Origin of the sequence: Corallococcus exercitus, assembly GCF_003611585.1 — a bacterium.
GTDB classification, from domain to species: domain Bacteria; phylum Myxococcota; class Myxococcia; order Myxococcales; family Myxococcaceae; genus Corallococcus; species Corallococcus exercitus.
The window spans coordinates 1-17136 of the sequence record NZ_RAVW01000086.1; the positions used below are offsets into that span (position 1 = coordinate 1).

The 17136-nt window shown below is 70.9% G+C and carries 20 protein-coding genes; 11 read left to right on the plus strand and 9 right to left on the minus strand.

Features of this window, described 5'->3' with window-relative positions; genetic code table 11:
* The 3 genes from D7W79_RS13335 to D7W79_RS13345 all read left to right on the plus strand — a co-directional run.
* Nucleotides 1–325: FtsX-like permease family protein (locus tag D7W79_RS13335; protein ID WP_120525754.1), on the plus strand; the 325-nt coding region annotated here is incomplete at its 5' end.
* 60 nt (nt 326–385) lie between these two features.
* Nucleotides 386–1168: a hypothetical protein gene (locus D7W79_RS13340; protein WP_120525755.1), complete on the plus strand. Its 783-nt coding sequence runs from the start codon at nt 386–388 to the stop codon at nt 1166–1168.
* Nucleotides 1169–1292: 124 nt separating this feature from the next.
* Entirely contained in the window at nt 1293–1670 is a 378-nt protein-coding gene (locus tag D7W79_RS13345) for a hypothetical protein (protein WP_244221751.1), read from the plus strand.
* A gap of 36 nt (nt 1671–1706) precedes the next feature.
* Here D7W79_RS13345 and D7W79_RS43620 read toward each other — a convergent pair whose 3' ends face one another.
* A complete protein-coding gene (locus D7W79_RS43620; protein ID WP_158616957.1) occupies nt 1707–1871 on the minus strand; it encodes a hypothetical protein in 165 nt (54 codons plus the stop codon).
* A 126-nt stretch (nt 1872–1997) separates the two neighbouring features.
* Nucleotides 1998–2561 carry an alpha/beta hydrolase gene (locus tag D7W79_RS13350; RefSeq protein WP_244221752.1) on the minus strand — a complete coding sequence of 188 codons (564 nt, stop codon included), beginning with the start codon at nt 2559–2561 and terminating at the stop codon, nt 1998–2000.
* A gap of 434 nt (nt 2562–2995) precedes the next feature.
* On the opposite strand from D7W79_RS13350, the gene D7W79_RS13355 reads away from it, so the two are divergent.
* Nucleotides 2996–4333, plus strand: a complete 1338-nt coding sequence (locus D7W79_RS13355; protein WP_147441910.1) for a beta-helix domain-containing protein — start codon at nt 2996–2998, stop codon at nt 4331–4333.
* Nucleotides 4334–4336: 3 nt separating this feature from the next.
* On the opposite strand, the gene D7W79_RS13360 is transcribed toward D7W79_RS13355, so the two are convergent.
* Together D7W79_RS13360 and D7W79_RS13365 are read right to left on the minus strand one after the other, a co-directional pair.
* Nucleotides 4337–4852: a GNAT family N-acetyltransferase gene (locus D7W79_RS13360; protein WP_120525758.1), complete on the minus strand. Its 516-nt coding sequence runs from the start codon at nt 4850–4852 to the stop codon at nt 4337–4339.
* 18 nt (nt 4853–4870) lie between these two features.
* Nucleotides 4871–5590 carry a hypothetical protein gene (locus D7W79_RS13365; RefSeq protein ID WP_208729724.1) on the minus strand — a complete coding sequence of 240 codons (720 nt, stop codon included), beginning with the start codon at nt 5588–5590 and terminating at the stop codon, nt 4871–4873.
* Between the two features lie 70 nt (nt 5591–5660).
* On the opposite strand from D7W79_RS13365, the gene D7W79_RS13370 reads away from it, so the two are divergent.
* A complete protein-coding gene (locus D7W79_RS13370) occupies nt 5661–6437 on the plus strand; it encodes an AraC family transcriptional regulator (protein WP_120525760.1) in 777 nt (258 codons plus the stop codon).
* On the opposite strand, the gene D7W79_RS13375 is transcribed toward D7W79_RS13370, so the two are convergent.
* Nucleotides 6397–7512: an alpha/beta fold hydrolase gene (locus D7W79_RS13375; protein WP_244221753.1), complete on the minus strand. Its 1116-nt coding sequence runs from the start codon at nt 7510–7512 to the stop codon at nt 6397–6399. The genes D7W79_RS13370 and D7W79_RS13375 overlap by 41 nt on opposite strands.
* 204 nt (nt 7513–7716) lie before the next feature.
* Between D7W79_RS13375 and D7W79_RS13380 the strand changes: the two genes are divergently transcribed.
* The 5 genes from D7W79_RS13380 to D7W79_RS13400 all read left to right on the plus strand — a co-directional run bounded on the left by D7W79_RS13380 (nt 7717) and on the right by D7W79_RS13400 (nt 12318).
* On the plus strand, nt 7717–8454 hold the full coding sequence (locus D7W79_RS13380) for a dienelactone hydrolase family protein (protein ID WP_120525762.1): 738 nt from the start codon (nt 7717–7719) through the stop codon (nt 8452–8454).
* Nucleotides 8455–8465: 11 nt separating this feature from the next.
* Entirely contained in the window at nt 8466–9746 is a 1281-nt protein-coding gene (locus D7W79_RS13385) for an MFS transporter (RefSeq protein WP_120525763.1), read from the plus strand.
* A gap of 52 nt (nt 9747–9798) precedes the next feature.
* Entirely contained in the window at nt 9799–11193 is a 1395-nt protein-coding gene (locus D7W79_RS13390; RefSeq protein ID WP_120525764.1) for a hypothetical protein, read from the plus strand.
* A gap of 69 nt (nt 11194–11262) precedes the next feature.
* Nucleotides 11263–11760 (plus strand): styrene oxide isomerase, encoded by a 498-nt coding sequence (locus D7W79_RS13395; RefSeq protein WP_244221754.1) that lies wholly within the window; start codon nt 11263–11265, stop codon nt 11758–11760.
* A gap of 189 nt (nt 11761–11949) precedes the next feature.
* A complete protein-coding gene (locus D7W79_RS13400) occupies nt 11950–12318 on the plus strand; it encodes a DUSAM domain-containing protein (protein WP_120525765.1) in 369 nt (122 codons plus the stop codon).
* Between the two features lie 35 nt (nt 12319–12353).
* Here D7W79_RS13400 and D7W79_RS13405 read toward each other — a convergent pair whose 3' ends face one another.
* The 4 genes from D7W79_RS13405 to D7W79_RS13420 form a co-directional block, all read right to left on the minus strand.
* Nucleotides 12354–14063, minus strand: a complete 1710-nt coding sequence (locus D7W79_RS13405; RefSeq protein WP_120525766.1) for a tetratricopeptide repeat protein — start codon at nt 14061–14063, stop codon at nt 12354–12356.
* Nucleotides 14064–14188: 125 nt separating this feature from the next.
* Complete coding sequence (locus tag D7W79_RS13410; RefSeq protein ID WP_120525767.1) at nt 14189–15160, minus strand: M91 family zinc metallopeptidase; 972 nt, start codon at nt 15158–15160, stop codon at nt 14189–14191.
* Between the two features lie 215 nt (nt 15161–15375).
* A complete protein-coding gene (locus D7W79_RS13415; protein WP_120525768.1) occupies nt 15376–16131 on the minus strand; it encodes a ZIP family metal transporter in 756 nt (251 codons plus the stop codon).
* Between the two features lie 130 nt (nt 16132–16261).
* Nucleotides 16262–16423, minus strand: a complete 162-nt coding sequence (locus D7W79_RS13420) for a hypothetical protein (protein ID WP_208729725.1) — start codon at nt 16421–16423, stop codon at nt 16262–16264.
* Nucleotides 16424–16631: 208 nt separating this feature from the next.
* Here D7W79_RS13420 and D7W79_RS13425 point away from each other — a divergent pair, with 208 nt between their 5' ends.
* Complete coding sequence (locus D7W79_RS13425) at nt 16632–17099, plus strand: MarR family winged helix-turn-helix transcriptional regulator (RefSeq protein WP_120525770.1); 468 nt, start codon at nt 16632–16634, stop codon at nt 17097–17099.
* Nucleotides 17100–17136 lie beyond the last annotated feature (37 nt).

Genomic DNA, 17136 nt, shown 5'->3' on the forward strand with positions numbered 1-17136 from the left:
CTACGGGGTGGTGGCCTACGCGGTGGTGCAGCGCACGCGCGAGCTGGGCATCCGCATGGCATTGGGCGCGCGTGCGGGCCAGCTCATGCGAATGGTCTTGAGCCACTACCTGCGGCTCACGGCGGTGGGGCTCGGGCTGGGGCTCGGACTCGCGTGGGGTGCCAGCCGCGCGCTGTCGCACCTGCTCAACGGGGTGCAGCCCATGGATCCGCTCACGTATGGATTGGTGGTGGCGGTGCTCGGAGCCGTCGCGTTCCTCGCGGCCCTGCTGCCCGCGCGGAGGGCCGCGAACGTGCCCCCCGCGGTCGTGCTCCGGGCGGACTGAGCCCATCCGCGAGGCAGCTGACTGCACGGTCAGTCCGGCAGCCCGCTATCCTGGGGAGCCATGCCCGCATTGCGACGGACCTGCGCCCTCTTGTTCCTACTGGCCCTGGGATGCGCGGGTCCCCGTCTCTACTACCTGCGCTCCGAGCTGCCCATCCTGGAAGGTCGGTTCGACCTCGCGGTGGCCCCTGGGCCATGGCCACACAAGAACATCCCGACCGTCGTATCGGACTCAGACACGATTCCGGATGACCTGGTGCTGCCAACGCTCCGGGCCCTGATGGCCTTGCCGGGAGCGACGGACGCTTGCGATCCGAACACCGGCGGTCCACGGCCGGATGCGGCTGAATACTGTGTCGCCCTCTACAAGACGCCGCAGGACTGGCGCGTTTCATGGCCCATCCGCAACCTGCTGAAGGAGCGTAGCTCCTGCCAGCCTCCCTTCGGTGGCGTCGACGATGAGTCCTTTGGTCGAGGCGTGCCCATCATCGGCTTCGCGCACAACCACCCCTGCTCGACGCGCATGAGCAGTGACGACCTGACCCAATTCCCCGCGGTGAAGATGGCGGACGGGCTGTGGACGATGGTGTCCTATGCAGCAAGTCCGGATGGACGGCTGGCGCGTGATTCAAGGAACCGGTTGATCCCCGCATGGGCCTGGCTCGCCACGGGACACAAGGACGAGCCCCGCTTCTACAAGTGGAACCCCGCGGGGGAGGTCTTCCAGTGGAACGAGGGCAAGGCGCTGTGGGAGTTCCAGGCGAACTGTCATCCACCAGAGGCCTCCGTCATGCGCAGCCCCCACATGCTGCTGCCTCGCTGCTCGCCCGAGTTGAAGTGGTAGAAGTTCCCGGGAGCCTGTCCCCATGATGAAACTTCCTCACCACGTCCTTCTCATGACGCTCCTGCTGGATGGAGGCACACCTCCCGCTCCTTCCAGCACCGCCACAAGAGATGGGGGCAGCCCCGTGGCTTCCGCCGTGGCGGCAAACGCCGATGGAGGCACCACCCCGCGTACGCCTCTCGTTGCGGAGGGGATTGAGTGGCCCGAGGACCTGCACCCCCTGGCAACGTTGGATGGCTCGGCGATTCTCGCCGCCCATGCGGCCTTGCAGCGGCTGCTGGCGAGTTTTCCCAAGGAGTATGCGAAAGACTGTTCGTATACCGCCAGGGCCATGGAGGTCTCCGTCGCCTGGCACGGCGGTCTGTATTTCGTGCAGATCAACCGGCGCGTCGAGAAGTGCGGCTGGGCGGCACCTGGATTCAATCCCTCCGCGCACTGGTACGAACTGTATGCCGTATCGCCAGAGGGGAAGGTCCTGGCGCGGTACCCCTACCATCCCTGATAGGGGCACCCGGGCCGTACGACAGGGCGGGCCACGTCAGGCCTTGGTGGAGTGGTTGCCGCGCAGCTTCCCGCCCTTCTTCTCCGAGGAGTCGGCGCGCGACACCTTGGGGACCTTGTTGCGGCCCTTGCTGGTGCGGCCCGTCGCCTTGGATGCTTCGGTCTGCATCTTCTTCGCCTTGCCTGCCTTGACGCCTGCCATGGTCGGTTCCCTCCACGGGTGGGCGCGAAAGACGCCCTGAAGGAAAGCTGGCACCGGAGGGCGTGCGACGACACCCCGGGCCTCGCCCGGCTGGAAGCTCCTGGAGCAGCGGACGAGCCCCACGCGTCACGCGCCCTCCAGCCACCACCGCACGGCCGCGTGCCGCTGGTCGTCCGGAACGATGTGGGGCCCGTCGAACTCGCGGTAGTGCACCGTGTAGCCGCCATGCCCCAGTTCCCTGGCGAGCCAGCGGCCGCACTGCTCGATGGGAAGCACCCGGTCCTGGGTCCCATGACAGAGGAAGATGCGAGGCATCCCCACTTGCACCGGCGGCGCGGCGAAGCCCGGTGAGAACGCGAGGACGTGCGTGAACAGGTCCCCGTTGGCCAGCCCCAGCGTGAGTGCGTACGACGCCCCGTCGGAGAAGCCGCCAATGGCCACCCGGGATGGATCCACCGCGTAACGCTCGAAGACGTGCGCGAGCGCCCGGTCGATGACGCGCACGTCCGGCCCGAAGCCGCCCGCGATGACGTCCCAGGTGGGCCCCTGCGAGCGAGGCGCCACGAGGAGCAGGTTCGCCGCGTCCGCCAGCGACAGCAGCAGCTCCAGCCCGAAGCCGGCGGTACCGCCCGCGCCATGGAGCATCACCGCGAGAGCCACCGGCGCGTCCGGACGGTAGCCTCGTGGCACGTGGAGCAGGGTCTCGTGTCCCGGACCCACGCTGAGCGGGTGCGTGCCCGCCGGCGCCGCCTGTTCCCTTGGCGCTCCAGGCCGCGCGCTCAGCCGCCCTGAACGGGCAGCGCGGGAGACCCCGCCCCTCGGCTCCGCTTCCGGCCCGTTGCTGTCATTCATTGGCTGGGTCCTCCTGCGCATGCCCCCTTGGAGAATCTAGGGCGCCTTCTCCATCCCTGCGTCCCGGTCCCCGGTATTCCCCTGGATGGAGCCAGGGGAGCCAGCAGCCGGTCGCGCGGCGCATGCCCCGCATGCAAGACATTGCGGCTCCGGACGCGCGTTGCCCCTGAAGCAACACATGTGGCCGCAAAAACAACACATCTCAAGATTGTCACACGTGGCTTGGAACAGCGATGGTCCGGGGCAGCCCCTTCCACCTGGAGATGGATTCCATGCGCGCCTCGTTCCGACGCCGTGCCCTGTCGTTGTTGCTGACCGCCTGCGCCCTGCCGGGGTGCGCGTCGGAGTCCGGCGCTCCTCCGGATGACACGCCCGATTCAGGCGTGGTGGACACGGGCTGCCCTGCTCCCACCGGCGCGGCCGTCACGCACCAGGGCACCCTCTCCGCCCCGGAGACGTGGAGCGCCGCCAGTCCGCATGTCGTCTCCTCGCTGGACGTGAACGCCACCGTGACGGTGGAGCCCTGCGCGGTCGTGAGCGTGAGCGCCGCGGCCAACATCCAGGTCAACAGCGGCGGCGCGTTCATCACGCAGGGCACGCAGGCGAAGCCGGTGCGCCTTCAGCCCGTGGACTCCGGCAGGCCCTGGGGCCAGGTGCTGATCAACAACGGCGGCTCCGTGCGACTGACGTGGACGACGCTGTCCCGGGGCGGCAATCCGTCCTCCGCGGAGGCCACCGTGCGCGTGCGCGCGGGCGCGGACCTTCCCGGCCGCCGGCCGCTGTTCGTGGACCACGTCACCATCGAGGACTCCTCCGGCCCCGGCATCGTCATCAACGGCACCGCCGGGTTCGCGGAGGGCTCCACCGCGCTGACCATCACCCGCTCCGGCAGCGAGTCGCGCCCGCAGCCCCTGGCCATCAACCCCAATGCGCTGGGCACGCTGCCGTCGGGCACGTACACGGGCAACCGCGAGGACGCCATCTTCGTCGGCCCCTCCATCGCGTCCGCGACGATCTCCTACCTGGGCGGCAACGCGACCGTGCGGAACCTGGGCGTGCCGTACCACCTGGAAGGCCTCACCGTCGGCAACCACGACACCGCCGCGACGCTCACGATTGAAGCGGGCGCGGAGCTGCGCTTCGACCCGGGCAGCCGGCTGCTCGTCTACGACGGCAAGAGCGCGCTCATCGCCGCGGGCACGCCGACGGCGCCGGTGGTCTTCACCTCCGCGAAGGCCACGCCCGCCGCGGGCGACTGGGCCGGCATTCGCTTCGAGGGAACGAACCCCGCCGACCGGCTGGAGTTCATCCGCGTGCGCTACGCGGGCGGCCCCTGCCTGTGCTCCGGCTACGGCTGCAACTACCTGCCAGGCTCGTTCGACGTGAGCTCCGCCATCCTGCTCTTCGCGGAGCCTGGCAGGTCGTTCGTCGCCGGCTCCTCCATCGAGGACAGCGCGGGGCACGGCATCCTGCGCGGCTGGAACGGCTCGGCGGCCGTGGACTTCTTCGGGTCGAACACCTTCGCGCGCGTCGCCGGGTGCATGCAGACGACGCCGCGCGACGCCGACGGCCGCTGCCCCGTCGACCCGCCCTGCCCTCGCACGCCCTGAGGGCTACGGGGCGAGGCGCTTGAAGAAGAGGACCGTGGGGTGCAGCTCACCGTCGGTGTGCCGCGCCCAGTCCGGAATCTCTCCGGCGCGCTGCCATTGGCAGTGCTGGTAGACGGCCTCCGCCTTCGAGCCCGCCAGCGTGTCGAGCACCAGCAGGGTGCGCCCCTGTCCCCGGGCGAACTGCTCCACCTCCTGGAGCAGCCGTGACGCGAGCCCCTGTCCCCGGGCCCGCGAGTGCACGAGCAGCTTCTGCACCTCCGCGCGGTGCAGCCCGTTGGGACGCAGGGACGGCGCGAGCTGCACGGTGCCGTCGATGCGCCCGTCCACCTCCGCGACCCAGAGCACCAGCCCCGGTCCCAGCGCCGCGAGGACGCCCCGCCAGTACTCCGCCGCCGCGTCCAGCGAGAGCGGCGGCAGGAAGCCCACCGACGCGCCTCCTTCGACGGAATCGATGAGCAGCTCGGCCAATGCCCGCCGCTCCTCGGGGGTCGCCTGTTCGAGTCTCCGGATGGAAATCATCCCCGCCAGTCTAGCGGCTCACGGCCCGGAGCGCGGCGGCCGGGAAGGCACCGCCAGCCAGGCCGCCACGGCGAGGCCGTGGAACACGGTGAGCGGCAGGTAGAGGGCGCTCGCGACGGGGGCCAGCCCGTCCAGGCCCAGGTGCATCGCGCCCAGCCGGAGGAAGGCACGCAAGGCGTTGAGCGCGAAGCCCACGCGGGCCAGCTGGCTCCAGCGGTCGCTGCCTCGCAGTGCCAGCGCGAAGGCTCCGGACGCCAGCGCATGGACGGCCAGCAGGGGCAGGTAGAGGGCCACCACTCCTTGTGAGAAGGCGTCGACCTGGCCCGCGAGCCGCGTGCGCTCCGCGGCGTCGGGGGTGGCCAGCCAGTCCCGCTGCCACGAGGCGACGACGCCGAACTCCCACGAGCGGATCGCCATCTCCGCGGCCAGGAAGACGAGGATCCACATCAGGCCCGCGAGCGCCCAGCCTCCCTGACGCCCCAGGCGCTGGTGGACGGCGGCGTAGCCCACGGGCAGGCAGATGAAGCACGCGAGCAGGCTCGCGGCCCGGAACCGGTCCCAGGAAGAGAGCGCGAACGCGAAGGTCGCGGCGGTGTCCGACTCCGGCGGCGCGTGGGCCAGGATGACGTCCTGCGCGAGCTGGGCGAGGACGTAGAGACCGAAGATGACGGCGCCCGTCACCTCCAGGGACCGCGCGCGGGGACCGGAGGTGGGTTCGGCCGGAAGGGCATGAGGCATGGCGCGAAGGTAGACTCCCGGCACCCCACCCGCCTTCGCGCGCGGGCGGGGCACATTCGAGACCGGGCCCATGAAGGACTCCACCGTCGCGCCAGACTTCCACGACCACGCGTCCGGGCAGCACATCACGTCGCACGTTCACGGCGAGGGGCAGCTCCTGGTCGCGACGGAGGGGCGGATGGAGCTCACGCTGGGGCACCGGTCCTCGTGGTTGGAGCCGGGGCAGGCGGTCTGGGTTCCGCCGGGACAGGCCCACGCGGCGACCGCGCTTTCGCCCACGGCCTTCCGGGGAGTGCTCATCGCGCAAGGAGCCTCAGCGCTGCTGCCGTCGCAACCGCGCCGGTTCACGACGAGCCCGCTTCTCCTCGCCACGCTCCCCGAGTTGACGGCGGGCCGCTCGCGTCGGCGGGAGCTGGCGGCGGCGCTCCTCCTGGATGAGCTGCTCACCGGACTGCCCGTGCTGGCCTGGCCCGCCCTGCCCCGCGACCCGCGGCTGCTGGAGCTGTGCGCACGCGTGGCGGAGGACCTCTGCGCGGCGCCGGACCTGGACCGGGCGGCGCTGCGTACCGGGATGACCCGGCGTGCCTTCACCCAGCGCTTCCGCGCGGACACGGGGCACACCTGGAGCGGATGGCTGCGGGCAGCGAGGGCCGCGCGCGCCGCGGAGCTGCTGGCTGAAGGCCTGCGCGTCACGGAAGCCGCCCTCGCGGTGGGCTATACGACGCCCAGCGCCTTCTCCGTGGCCTTCAAGCGTGTCACCGGTGTGAGCCCCGTGACGCTCACGAGTGAGCCACGCGGGCGTCACCTCATGGCTGGACGGGCTTCGGGGGCTTCGGCGCGGGAGTGACGCGCGCGCCGGTGAAGCGCAGCAGCTCCTCCATGAGGAGGCGGCGGCCCCGCTCCGGCCGCTCCAGGTGCACGAAGTGCGTCGCGCCCGGCAGCACCACGGCCTTCACGCTGGCCGCGTGGTTCAGGTGCTCCTGCAGGCGCGTGACGTCTTCCGGCCGGCTCCAGAAGTCATTCTCCGCGCGCAGGAGGAGCACCTTCGCCGTGATGGAGGCTCCGTCCCAGAGCTGCCGGCCCGTGGCCAGATAGAAGCTGTCCTCCAGCGCCCCGGACGGCGCCCGGAAGGCGAACGGCGTGCGCGAAGGCCCCAGCGGATCACTCGCGAGCGCCTCGCGCTGGAACGACGCGGCCACCTCCGGGTCGCGCCACTTCGCCCGCTCCGCTTCCTCCGCCGGCAGCTGCCGGTCCCACGCCGCCATCAGCGACGCGCCCGTGTTCCACCGGTAGGCGCCGATGCCCTCCGCGTTGAACTGCCCCGGCCGCTTGGGGTCCTCGAAGTCCGTGCCCCTGCCCAGCATCTTGTGCTCCGCGCTGCCCGCGTACAGCGCGTTGAGCATCACCAGGTGGCTGACGTTGTCCGGGTGGAGGCTGGCGTACATGCCCGCCCAGTGCCCTCCGGTGGCCCACCCCACCAGCCCCACGCGGCGCTGCCCCGTGCGCGCCTTCACCCAGGCCACCACCGCGTGCACGTCCTGGACGACCTCGTGCGAACCCACCAGCGGCCGGCCCTTCGCGGGCGTGCTCATGGCCAGGGGCCGCGTGGAGCCGCCGTAGCCGCGCGCGTCCATGAGGTACACGGCGTGCCCCGCGCGAGCGAGCTCCGCCGCGATGGAGCCGCCCTCCACGGGCAGGTCGAACGAGGCGCGCCCCGGCACCCGCGCGCCATGCAGGAGGATGAGTGGCGGAAGGCTCGCCATCTGCATGCCGGTGTCCTTCACCTCGTGGACGGACACCTCGATGCCCTCCTCCGAAGGCACCAGGAACTCCTCGCGCGTCACCTCCGCCCGCGCACCCGCGCCCCACAGCACGCCCAGCAACACCAGGGTCCGGACCACGGCCGCGCCTTCGCGATGCATGCCCACCTTGGCCTCCCGCTCCATCGGTTGCGCGCGATCCTGCCAGGAGGCCCGCGCGGACACACCCCCTCGCAAGGAAGCAAGTGTCCGTTTCGCACGGGGAGGCGGGGGCCCGGCGCGAAACGGATGGCGCATCGCCAGCGCGTGTGGTGTCACCCGCCTGCCGGGCACCATGCACCGCCCGCGCTGGAGGTCACCCACGCCATGCAGGACGTCGATATCAAGACCGCGGATGGAGTGATGGACGCGAAGCTGTTCCAGCCGGAAGGCCCGGGGCCGTGGCCCGCGATCATCATGCTGACGGATGCCTTTGGCGTCCGGCCCGTCTTCGAGGACATGGCCCGGCGCCTGTCGAAGTCCGGCTTCGTCGTGCTGCTGCCCAACGTGTTCTACCGGGAAGCTCCCGCGTCGAAGCTGGAGCTCAAGGGCACCTTTCATGACGAAGCCTTCCGCAAGCGCATCTACGCCCTCATCGGTATGCTGACGCCAGAGCGCCTGAAGGCGGACGCGGGCGCGGAGCTGGACTTCCTCTTGCGCCAGCCCTTCGTGAAGGGTCCGAAGGCGGGCGTGGCCGGCTACTGCTTCAGCGGCGGCCTCGCCGTGCGCATGGGCGCGGACTTCCCGGACCGCATCGCCGCGGTGGCGTCGTCCCACGGCGGACGGCTGGCCACGGACTCGCCCGACAGCCCCCACCGTCTGGTGAACCAGGTGAAGGGCGAGCTGTACTTCGGCCACGCGGACCAGGACAACAGCATGACCGCGGACGCCATCCGCACGCTGGAGGCGGCGCTGAAGGACGCGGGCGTGAAGCACCGCTCGGAGCTCTACCCCGGCGCGCAGCACGGCTACGCGGTGCCGGGCACGCCCCAGTTCAACGCGGAGGTCGCGGAGACGCACTGGAGCCGGCTCCTGGACCTGTTCGGCCGCACGCTGAAGGCCTGAGTCCCAGCGCGATGTCCCCCCTGCGGCAGCGGCTGCTCTCCATCTTCGGCGGCTCGGTGGGCAACCTCATCGAGTGGTACGACTTCTACGTCTACTCGGCGTTCTCGCTGTACTTCGCGCATGCGTTCTTCCCGGACGCGGATCCGTTGGTCCAGCAGCTCAACACCGCCGGGGTGTTCGCGCTGGGCTTCCTCATCCGGCCGGTGGGCGGCTGGCTGATGGGTCTCTACGCGGACCTCCGGGGCCGCAGGTCCGCGCTGACGGTGTCCGTCACGCTGATGTGCCTGGGCTCGCTGGTCATCGCCGTGTGCCCCACGTACGCGCGCATCGGCGTGATGGCGCCCGTCGTGCTGATGCTGGCGCGGCTGCTCCAGGGGCTCTCCCTGGGCGGCGAGTACGGTACCAGCGCCACCTACCTGAGCGAGGTGGCCACCTCCCGCCACCGGGGCTTCTACAGCTCCTTCCAGTACGTCACGCTCATCATGGGGCAGTTGCTGGCCACGCTGACGCTGCTGGTGTTGCAGCGGCTGCTGTTGACGGGCGCGCAGCTGGAGGCGTGGGGCTGGCGCATCCCGTTTGGCATTGGCGCGGCGCTGGCCGTCTTCGGCTTCTACATGCGGCGCAACATGGTGGAGACGGAGGCCTTCACCCGCGAGGCCGCGAAGCCGTCCGCGCACCACCCCATGCGGGAGCTCTTGCGCCACCCGAAGGAGATCGGCGTCGTGGTGGGGCTCACCATGGGCGGGACGCTGGCCTTCTACACATACACCGTCTACATGCAGAAGTTCCTGGTGAACTCCGTGGGGCTGACGCGGGACGAGGCCACGCTCATCTCCGCGGGCTCGCTGTTCCTCTACATGCTGTTCCAGCCGGTGCTGGGCTTCGTCTCCGACAAGGTGGGCCGCAGGCCGGTGCTGATGGGGTTCGGCATCCTGGGCACGCTGTGCACCGTGCCGCTGCTCACCGCGCTGACGCGGACGCGGGATGCCTTCACCGCGTTCATGCTGGTGCTCGCCGCGCTGATCATCCTCTCCGGCTACACGTCCATCAACGCGGTGGTGAAGGCGGAGCTGTTCCCCGCGCGCATCCGGGCGCTGGGCGTGGGGCTGCCGTACGCGCTGACGGTGTCCCTCTTCGGCGGCACCGCGGAGTACGTGGGCACGCGTCTGAAGCTGGCCGGGCACGAGTCGTGGTTCTTCTGGTACGTCACGGCCTGCATCTTCTGCTCGCTGCTTGTCTACACCGTGATGCCAGACACCCGGCGCCACAGCCGCATCGACGCCGCGTCCTGAGACGGCGAGTGGAAATGCCAGTCCCGGGCGGACGTGCTAGACGCGCGCGCCCATGACGGTTTCATTCCTGACGCTTCCGCTGCTGCTCCTGCTGGGACAGTCCTCCGAACCCACCCCCACCGAAGCGCCCTTCCAGGCACGACTGTCGTTCTACGCCTCCGACGAGGACATCGACACCGACGGCTCGGGCACGGCCTTCCACGCGGCGCTGGAAGGCCATACGCCGGAGCTCCCGTCCGGCCTGCGCGCGGAAGCCACGCTGTCGTTCTTCCTCTCCACGCCGAACACCCAGGGCATCACCCTTCAGGACTTCGGCAGCAACCTGCGGCTGCGCTACCGCCCCTCGGGTTGGGAGGCCGGAGAGGGACTCGTGCTGGCGGTCCATCCCCTGACCACGTCGCGGCTCTACATGGGCTTTACCTACCCGGTGAGCTGGGAGCGGACGGCGTTCCCTCGCAAGACAGGGAACGAGTCCGCGCTGGAGCTGCGCCTGTCGCGTCAGCGATGGGACGCGTTCGTGGCGCTCAAGTCCGCGCGGGTGACCGATGACCTGCTGTTTGAGGCCCCGCGCCGCTACGCCCTGCTCGCGGGCGGCTTCCTGGACGTCACGCCCGAGCTGCGGCTGGCGGCGAAGGGCACCGTGCTCAACCGGGGGCAGATCCCCTCCGCCGCGAACGTGGGCATCGAGCTGCACGTCCCCGTGCGCGGAGCCTCACTGGGGGCGCTCTGGCACCGGGGCGAGCCCGTGGGGAACAACGTCGACCTGACGCTCTACACGGGAGACCCGACCTTCTTCGAGCGCTTCTTCCAGCCGGAGACCTACGCAGGAGGCTTCGGCGCGTCCGTGTCGTTGGAGGGCAGCCTCGTGTCACAGGGGCTGCTGGAGCCGGAGGTCTATCTCCAACGGACCCTGCAGACGGGGGGCGCCGGGGCCCTGGAGGCGCGGGTGAAGCAGGGCTTCTGGCGGGCACACGCGCTGGCCTACGTCCGCACGCTCTCCTTCATCCAGATCGACGTGCCAGGGTTCCCTCCGTACCAGGACTTCCTGAGCGACGCGGAGACCCGCGCGGAGGTGTCCGGCACGCTGAGCAGCGATTACCACCTCCAGGACTGGGGCCTGACGCCCGGGCTGCTGGTGCGCGTCACCCGGCCCGCGTCGCTCCGGAACGCGCCGGTGGGTGCCCCGGGCAGCAACTACACCGCCGTGTTCCAGGGGCCCAACATGCTCACCCTGCTGCCCGAGGGCGAGGACCCGGGACTGGTGGTGACCGTGAAGGCCACGGCCCGCTGGGACCTGGGGGCCATTGTTGGCGTGCTGGCGGAGGTCTCCTACACGCACGACCCGAACCGGACCACCTTCGAGGATGACGTCACCGGCCTTCCCCGGCCCGTCCTCCAGCCGGCCAACGCGGTGGGCGTCAACGTGCTGCTCCAGGCCCGCTTCTGACGCTGGGAGTCAGGAGGGGGTGATTGGCGTCCACGCACGGCCGGGTGCGAGGATGGCGCTCCGCCCACCATGCGCCCTGCTTCCGCCCGTCCCCTCCCCGAGGCCGTCGTTCCCGAATCCACCGTCGTTCCGCTGGTGCAGGTCCAGCCGGCGGCCCGGCTCATGGCCCACGCCGCGGCCTGGCTGATGCTGGTGGGGCTGCTCACCGGCGGCTACGTCTCCGCGGCGATGACGGGGAAGGTGCCGGCGGATCCGCACATGGCGCTCGCCGCGCACTTGAACGCGTTGATGGGGACGTTCTTCCTGCTGGGCGTCGCGTGGACGCTGCCCATGCTGCGCTACGGCCCCGTGGGCCAGCGCCGGCTGGCCTGGGCGGTCATCGTCGCCAACTGGGCCAACTGGGGCATCACCTGCGTGAAGGCGTGGCTGCGGGTGTCCGGCGTGGACCTCATCGGACAGCCCACGAACGACGCCGTGTTCGGCGCGCTCACCGTGTCGGTGGTGATTCCCGCGCTCGTCGCCGCGGGTGCATGGGTGTACGGCTTCCGCCGCGCCGGAGCGCGCTGACCTTAGAAGGCCGTGCGGGCCTGGGCTCCCTCTTGAGAGGGATTGTTGCCTGACAAAAGCCAGCACTAAGCAGTCATCGATGCAGACCCGGAACATTCAAGCCTTGGGCATTTGCTTCCGGTACTGCGAGGGACAGCAGGGCGACTGGCCCCGCGACAAGTGCCGGAAAAGGAAGGGCGGGCACTGAGCATGTCCGAGGACATCGACTGGGACCCGCTGCGGCAGCTGGCCTCACGCGTGGAGGCAGGCGAAACGCTGGTGCTTACCCCGGACGTGCGTGAGTTGCTGCTCCGCACGGCGCGCGAGGTGGCCATTCCCGATGCCGACGCACAGGCAGCCATCCAAGACAGCACCACCGCGACGGCCTTGCTCCGAGAGGAGCGGGGGCGGATCCGCAGCGGCTCGATGCGGATGATGGCCGCGAGATCCGAGGTCCGAAAACTTCGGCAGGCAGGCGACACCGCAGGCGCCCGGAAGGTGATGGAGGACCTGCTCGCCGAGGAGGTCGTGCCGCTCTACCGCGAGCTGGCGGAGATGGCGCTGGAGGACCTGGACTGACGGGCACTCACGCGCACCACGACAGCGCGCTGACCTCAGAAGGCCGTGCGCGTGAGCGCGATGTCCGCGTTCGCCCAGGCCTTCTCGAAGCGCTGATGCGCGGCGGAGGCTTCCTCCGTGCGGCCCTGCCCCTTCAGCGACTGGGCGAGCCCGAAGAGGGCCCAGCCGTTGCCGGGGTTGCGGCGCAGGTCCTCCCGGTAGACGGCCTCCGCGGCCTTGTACTGCTTCGCGTCCAGCAGCGCCGCGCCCTGGTAGTGACGCACGGGATAGAACCAGTCACTGGGCTCTGAATAGGCCAGCTCGTCCGCGGCGCGCACCGCGTCGTCCCAGCGTGACAGTGCGTCGGCGCAGCCCTGGCGCTCGGCGATGGAGGCGTCGAGCACCCGGGCCGCCACGTCCAGCACGTCCTTCGCCGGGTTGTTTCCAGCCGTCAGTGTGTCGGGGATGCTCGCGGCCAGCTTCACCAGCTCCGCGTGCTCCGCGCGCGCCTGCTTGAACTCCCCCTTCGCGGCGAGCGCCAGCCCGTGCGCGTGCAGCCACATCCCCGTCAGCACCGGGTACTTCGCGTCCGGCCGGGGCTCGGCGAGCAGCGCGTCGAAGCGGCCGAAGCGCACCATCGCGAGCAACGGCTCGGAGACGAAGAAGTCCATGCCGGGCATCTCCGCCAGCATCTCCGGCGGCAGGACCTTCGAGGACTCACGCGCGGCGCGGATGGACTCCTCGCGCCGCCCCTCCATGGACGCGGAGAACGACAGGAAGCCCCAGTTGTGCGCGAGGTACATCGGGTAGTACCCAATGGGCTCCACCTGGCGCAGATAGGCATGGTCCGCATCGATGGCGCGGCGGTTGCTCTCCGAGGCGTCCGCGTACCGGCCCACCCGCTGGTAGATGTGCGCCGGCATGTGCACGACGTGCCCCGCGCCCGGCATCAGCCCCGGCAGCCGTTCCGCGGAGGGCAGCGCGCGCTCGGGGTGCTCCGAGGCCTCGACGGCGTGGATGTAATAGTGATTGGCGCCCGGGTGGTTCGGGGCGCGCGCGAGCACCGCCTCCAGCCGCGAGACAATCTCTTCCGTCCCCGGCTCCGGCTTGCCCTCCAGCGTCCACAGCTTCCACGGGTTGAGGTTCATCAACGATTCGGCGAAGAGCACCTGCACGTCCATGTCGTCCGGGAAGCGCTTCGCCACGTCGCGCATGGCGTTGGCGTAGGCCTGGGAGAAGGGCTTCATCTGTTCGGGCGTGCGGGGCTCCGGGCCTCCGTAGCGCCGGGACAGCGCGCCGATGAGCGCCTGCTCCGCGGGGGTCGCCGTGGCGGCGAGCGCCTGGGCCCGCCGCAGGGCATCCCACGTGGTCGCGGCGCGGTCCGGCAGCATGGGCACGTTGTAGTTGGGCCCCATCACCAGCGCGACGCCCCAGAAGCACATGGCGCAGGACGGATCCAGCTGGGCCGCCCGGGCGAACGAGCGCGCGGCCTCGTCGTGGTTGAAGGTATACGTGAGCCGCAGGCCCTGGTCGAAGAAGGCCTGTGCCTCGGGCGACCGCGTGGTCACCTTGCGCTGGAAGGTCCCCAGGTCGTCGAAGAGGACGGCCCCCTGCGCGAGCGAGGTCAGGCTCGAAAGGGCGGACGGCTTGCCATGCGCTCCGTGCGCGGCCGCGCCTGCTTCCGGCGGGCGCGTGTCCCGCGCTCCGGCATGCGCCCCCGAAGCCATCAACGACGGGATGAGGATGAACAGGAGTCGCGCGCGCATGAGGTCCCCCGGCCTGTGCTCTCAAGGCAACGGTGGGGGGTGGCCACGCGCGAGGCAATGCAACCCGGGGAAGGTGTCAAACCTTGCGGCGCCCCCCCCGCCCGGGGCGCATCCGGCCGGGACGCCTACTTCTCCAGGTCGCCGACAATCTTCCCGAGCGGCGACGGCGTGCCCATGAACTTCTGGAACCGGCTGCGGTCATCCGAGCCCAGGTCGTAGTTCTCGAAGTTCGCGTCGTTCTTGTTCGCGCCGGGCCGGAAGCCCGAGTAGTCCTGGCGCGCGGGCAGCCCGTGCTCGGCGCGGATGGCGTTCTCCGTGGGGGCGTTCGGCATGCGCGGCGTGGGGCGCAGGCCCACGGTCTCGAACTCCTCGCGCAGCTGCAGGCGCGTCTCCACGGTGTCCTTCATCGCGGCCGAGTGCTCGGGGTAGCGCTTGAAGACGTCCGCGTTGGAGTGCTTGCTCACCGCCAGCGGGCTCACCTGCGTGCCATTGGCGGCGCGCCAGGCGTGCACGGACTCGTGGCCCAGGCTGTTGAAGCGCTGGCCGGGGTCCTTCTCGTTGTAGTTGATGCGGCTGGCCTGGCCCGCGCTGGCCTGGCCGTCGTAGCGGTACGCCGGGCGCAGCGACTGGAGCGTGCCGTCGTGGCGCGGGCGGTGCGACATGGGCATGGCCTCGTTGCGGCCGGAGTAGATGTCCGCCACCGTCAGCGGCTTCTGCGGCGTGCCCGTCGCGCCGGGGTTCACGTGCTGCGTGCGGCCGTTGAGCTCCGTCAGCATCTGGTTGCCCACGGGGCGGCTCATCAGCTTGTGCGTGGAGTTGCGCGCGTCCTGCGTGAAGTCCGCGAAGTCCGCGCCGGACTGGCCGTTGTCACGGCGGGTCCGGATGCCCGGCAGGTCCGGGTGCACCACGCCGTGGTCCGCGGGCTTGAGGTTGTTCTTGCCGGCCTGCAGCTCCGTGGCCGTGGGCGCCTTCGGCTTCGACACCGTCTCCGGCTTCACCGTCCTGGGCGTCTCCAGCTTGGGGGGCGCGCTGGGGCTGCGCGTGCGGGAACCGGAGGAGAGGGACGGCGCGGAGAAGGAGGAGGAGCGCAGCTTCATGGGGGGCCTCGGATGCGGATGACGTGTGCCCATCCATAGAGCAACCGCCGTGCCGCCTCCGGAGCGCCCCGGGGACGTAAGGCCTCCTCGTGATTCCAGGGGTTTGCCTTGAGCCCGGAGGCCCCGCCCTGATGACTGCCGACAGGGGCCTGATGTCCGCTGTCACCAGGGGCCCGGCCTGGAAGTTCACGGCAAGGACGGCCCCGTGGCGCCTGTCACCCGCCCAGCTTCGTGAGCATGAACGCGGCGAGGAAGCCCGCGACCGTGATGAGGCCGGTGAGCTCGTGGGCTCCTTCGGTGGCCTCCGGCATCATCGTGTCCGCGAGCATGGCGAGGATGGCGCCGGCGGCCACGGCGGTGGTGCCCGCCACCACGCTGGGAGCGAAGCCCCGGAAGACGACGTAGCCCAGCAGCGACGCCAGGCCGGAGATGAGCGCGATGGCGGCCCACACGCCGAAGACATAGCCCTTGGAGCGCCCGGCCTGCTTCATCCCCGCGGCGGAGGAGAGCCCCTCCGGGACGTTGGAGAGGAAGACGGCCACGACGGCCACGAGGCTCACGGCGCCTCCGGCGATGAGGCTCACGCCGATGACGATGGACTCCGGGATGCCGTCGAGCAGCGCGCCCACGGCGATGGCCATTCCGCTGCCCCCTTGCTCCGCCTCCGAGGGCTGCTGCCCGCCGGAGCGCTTGCGGTGCTTCGCCCCCCTGCGCGAGAGCGCCACGTTGGCCGCGCTGTAGAGTGAGGCGCCCGCGACGAAGCCCAGCGCGGTGGGGATGAAGCCGCCCTGGTGGAAGGCCTCATCCATCAGGTCGAAGGAGAGCGCGGAGATGAGCACGCCCGCGCCGAACGCCATGATGCTGGCGATGAGCCGCGTGGGCAGCCGGGCGGCGTAGCCCACCGCCGCGCCGACGAGCAGCGCACTCCCGGCGAGCAGTCCCCACAGTCCGGCCTGGAGCCAGAGGGGCATGGAGTTCCCGTCCTCGGCCGCGCCAGCCCATTGCGGTGAGGCAGCGCCGCGCCGGAGCCCGGCCTCCCGGCGTCCGCGGGGATGGCGCCTGACGGGCGCCCCCTGCGTGAGCCGGGACAGCCTCGCGGGCTCAGCGCGCCTTCGCCTTGGCGCGCTTCACCTTGTTGGCCTGCTTGCCCAGCGCGGTGCGAGTGCTCTTGGGGAGCTTGCTCAAGGTGCGCTTGCGTTTGGCGGCGGTCGCCGCCTTCTTGATGTTCTTGCGCCCGGCGGCGCGCTGCCGGCTCGTGGCCATGGTGACTGGACCTCCCAGGTGGCTGCTGCCCTTGAAGGTCCGCTCCCCCGACCCCACGCGCAATGCGGCCACGTCCGCCCGCCTCGGTGGGCAGCCGGACGGGCGTCACCCGAGGGCGAACGAACCCCGCATGGCGCTGAAGCCGCGCCGCGCGAGCGCTCATCGGCGGGCTGTCACGCGCACCGCGCTGGCTATAGTCCCAGGCCCGATGAAGAAAGCACGCACCGCGAGCCTCACCCTCGACGACTTCCTCCCCTATCGCCTGTCGGTCGCGGACAACGTGGTGAGCCAGCGCATCGCGCGCGTGTACGCGGCCGAGGACGGCCTCTCCACGCAGGAGTGGCGGCTCATCGCCGTGCTGGGCGAGGACGGGGAGCGCTCGCAGCGGGAGCTCGTCCGGCGCACGCGGATGGACAAGGTGCCGGTGAGCCGCGCCGCGCGCTCGCTGGAGGAGCGCGGCCTGGTGCGGCGCGCCACGAGCCAGAGCGACGCCCGCTCGCGGCGCCTGACGCTGACCGCCTCGGGCCGCAGGCTCTACCAGCGCGTGGCCCCCGCCGCGCTCGAAGCGGAGGCGCAGGTGCTCGCGGAGCTGTCACCCGCTGAACGCGCGGTGCTGCGCTCGCTGCTGGAGCGCGTGGAGCGCGCCGCCGTCCGGGCCCTCGAGCCCGGCCCCTGAGCCTTGCCGCATTGGTTTCATCTGTTACTATTTCGGG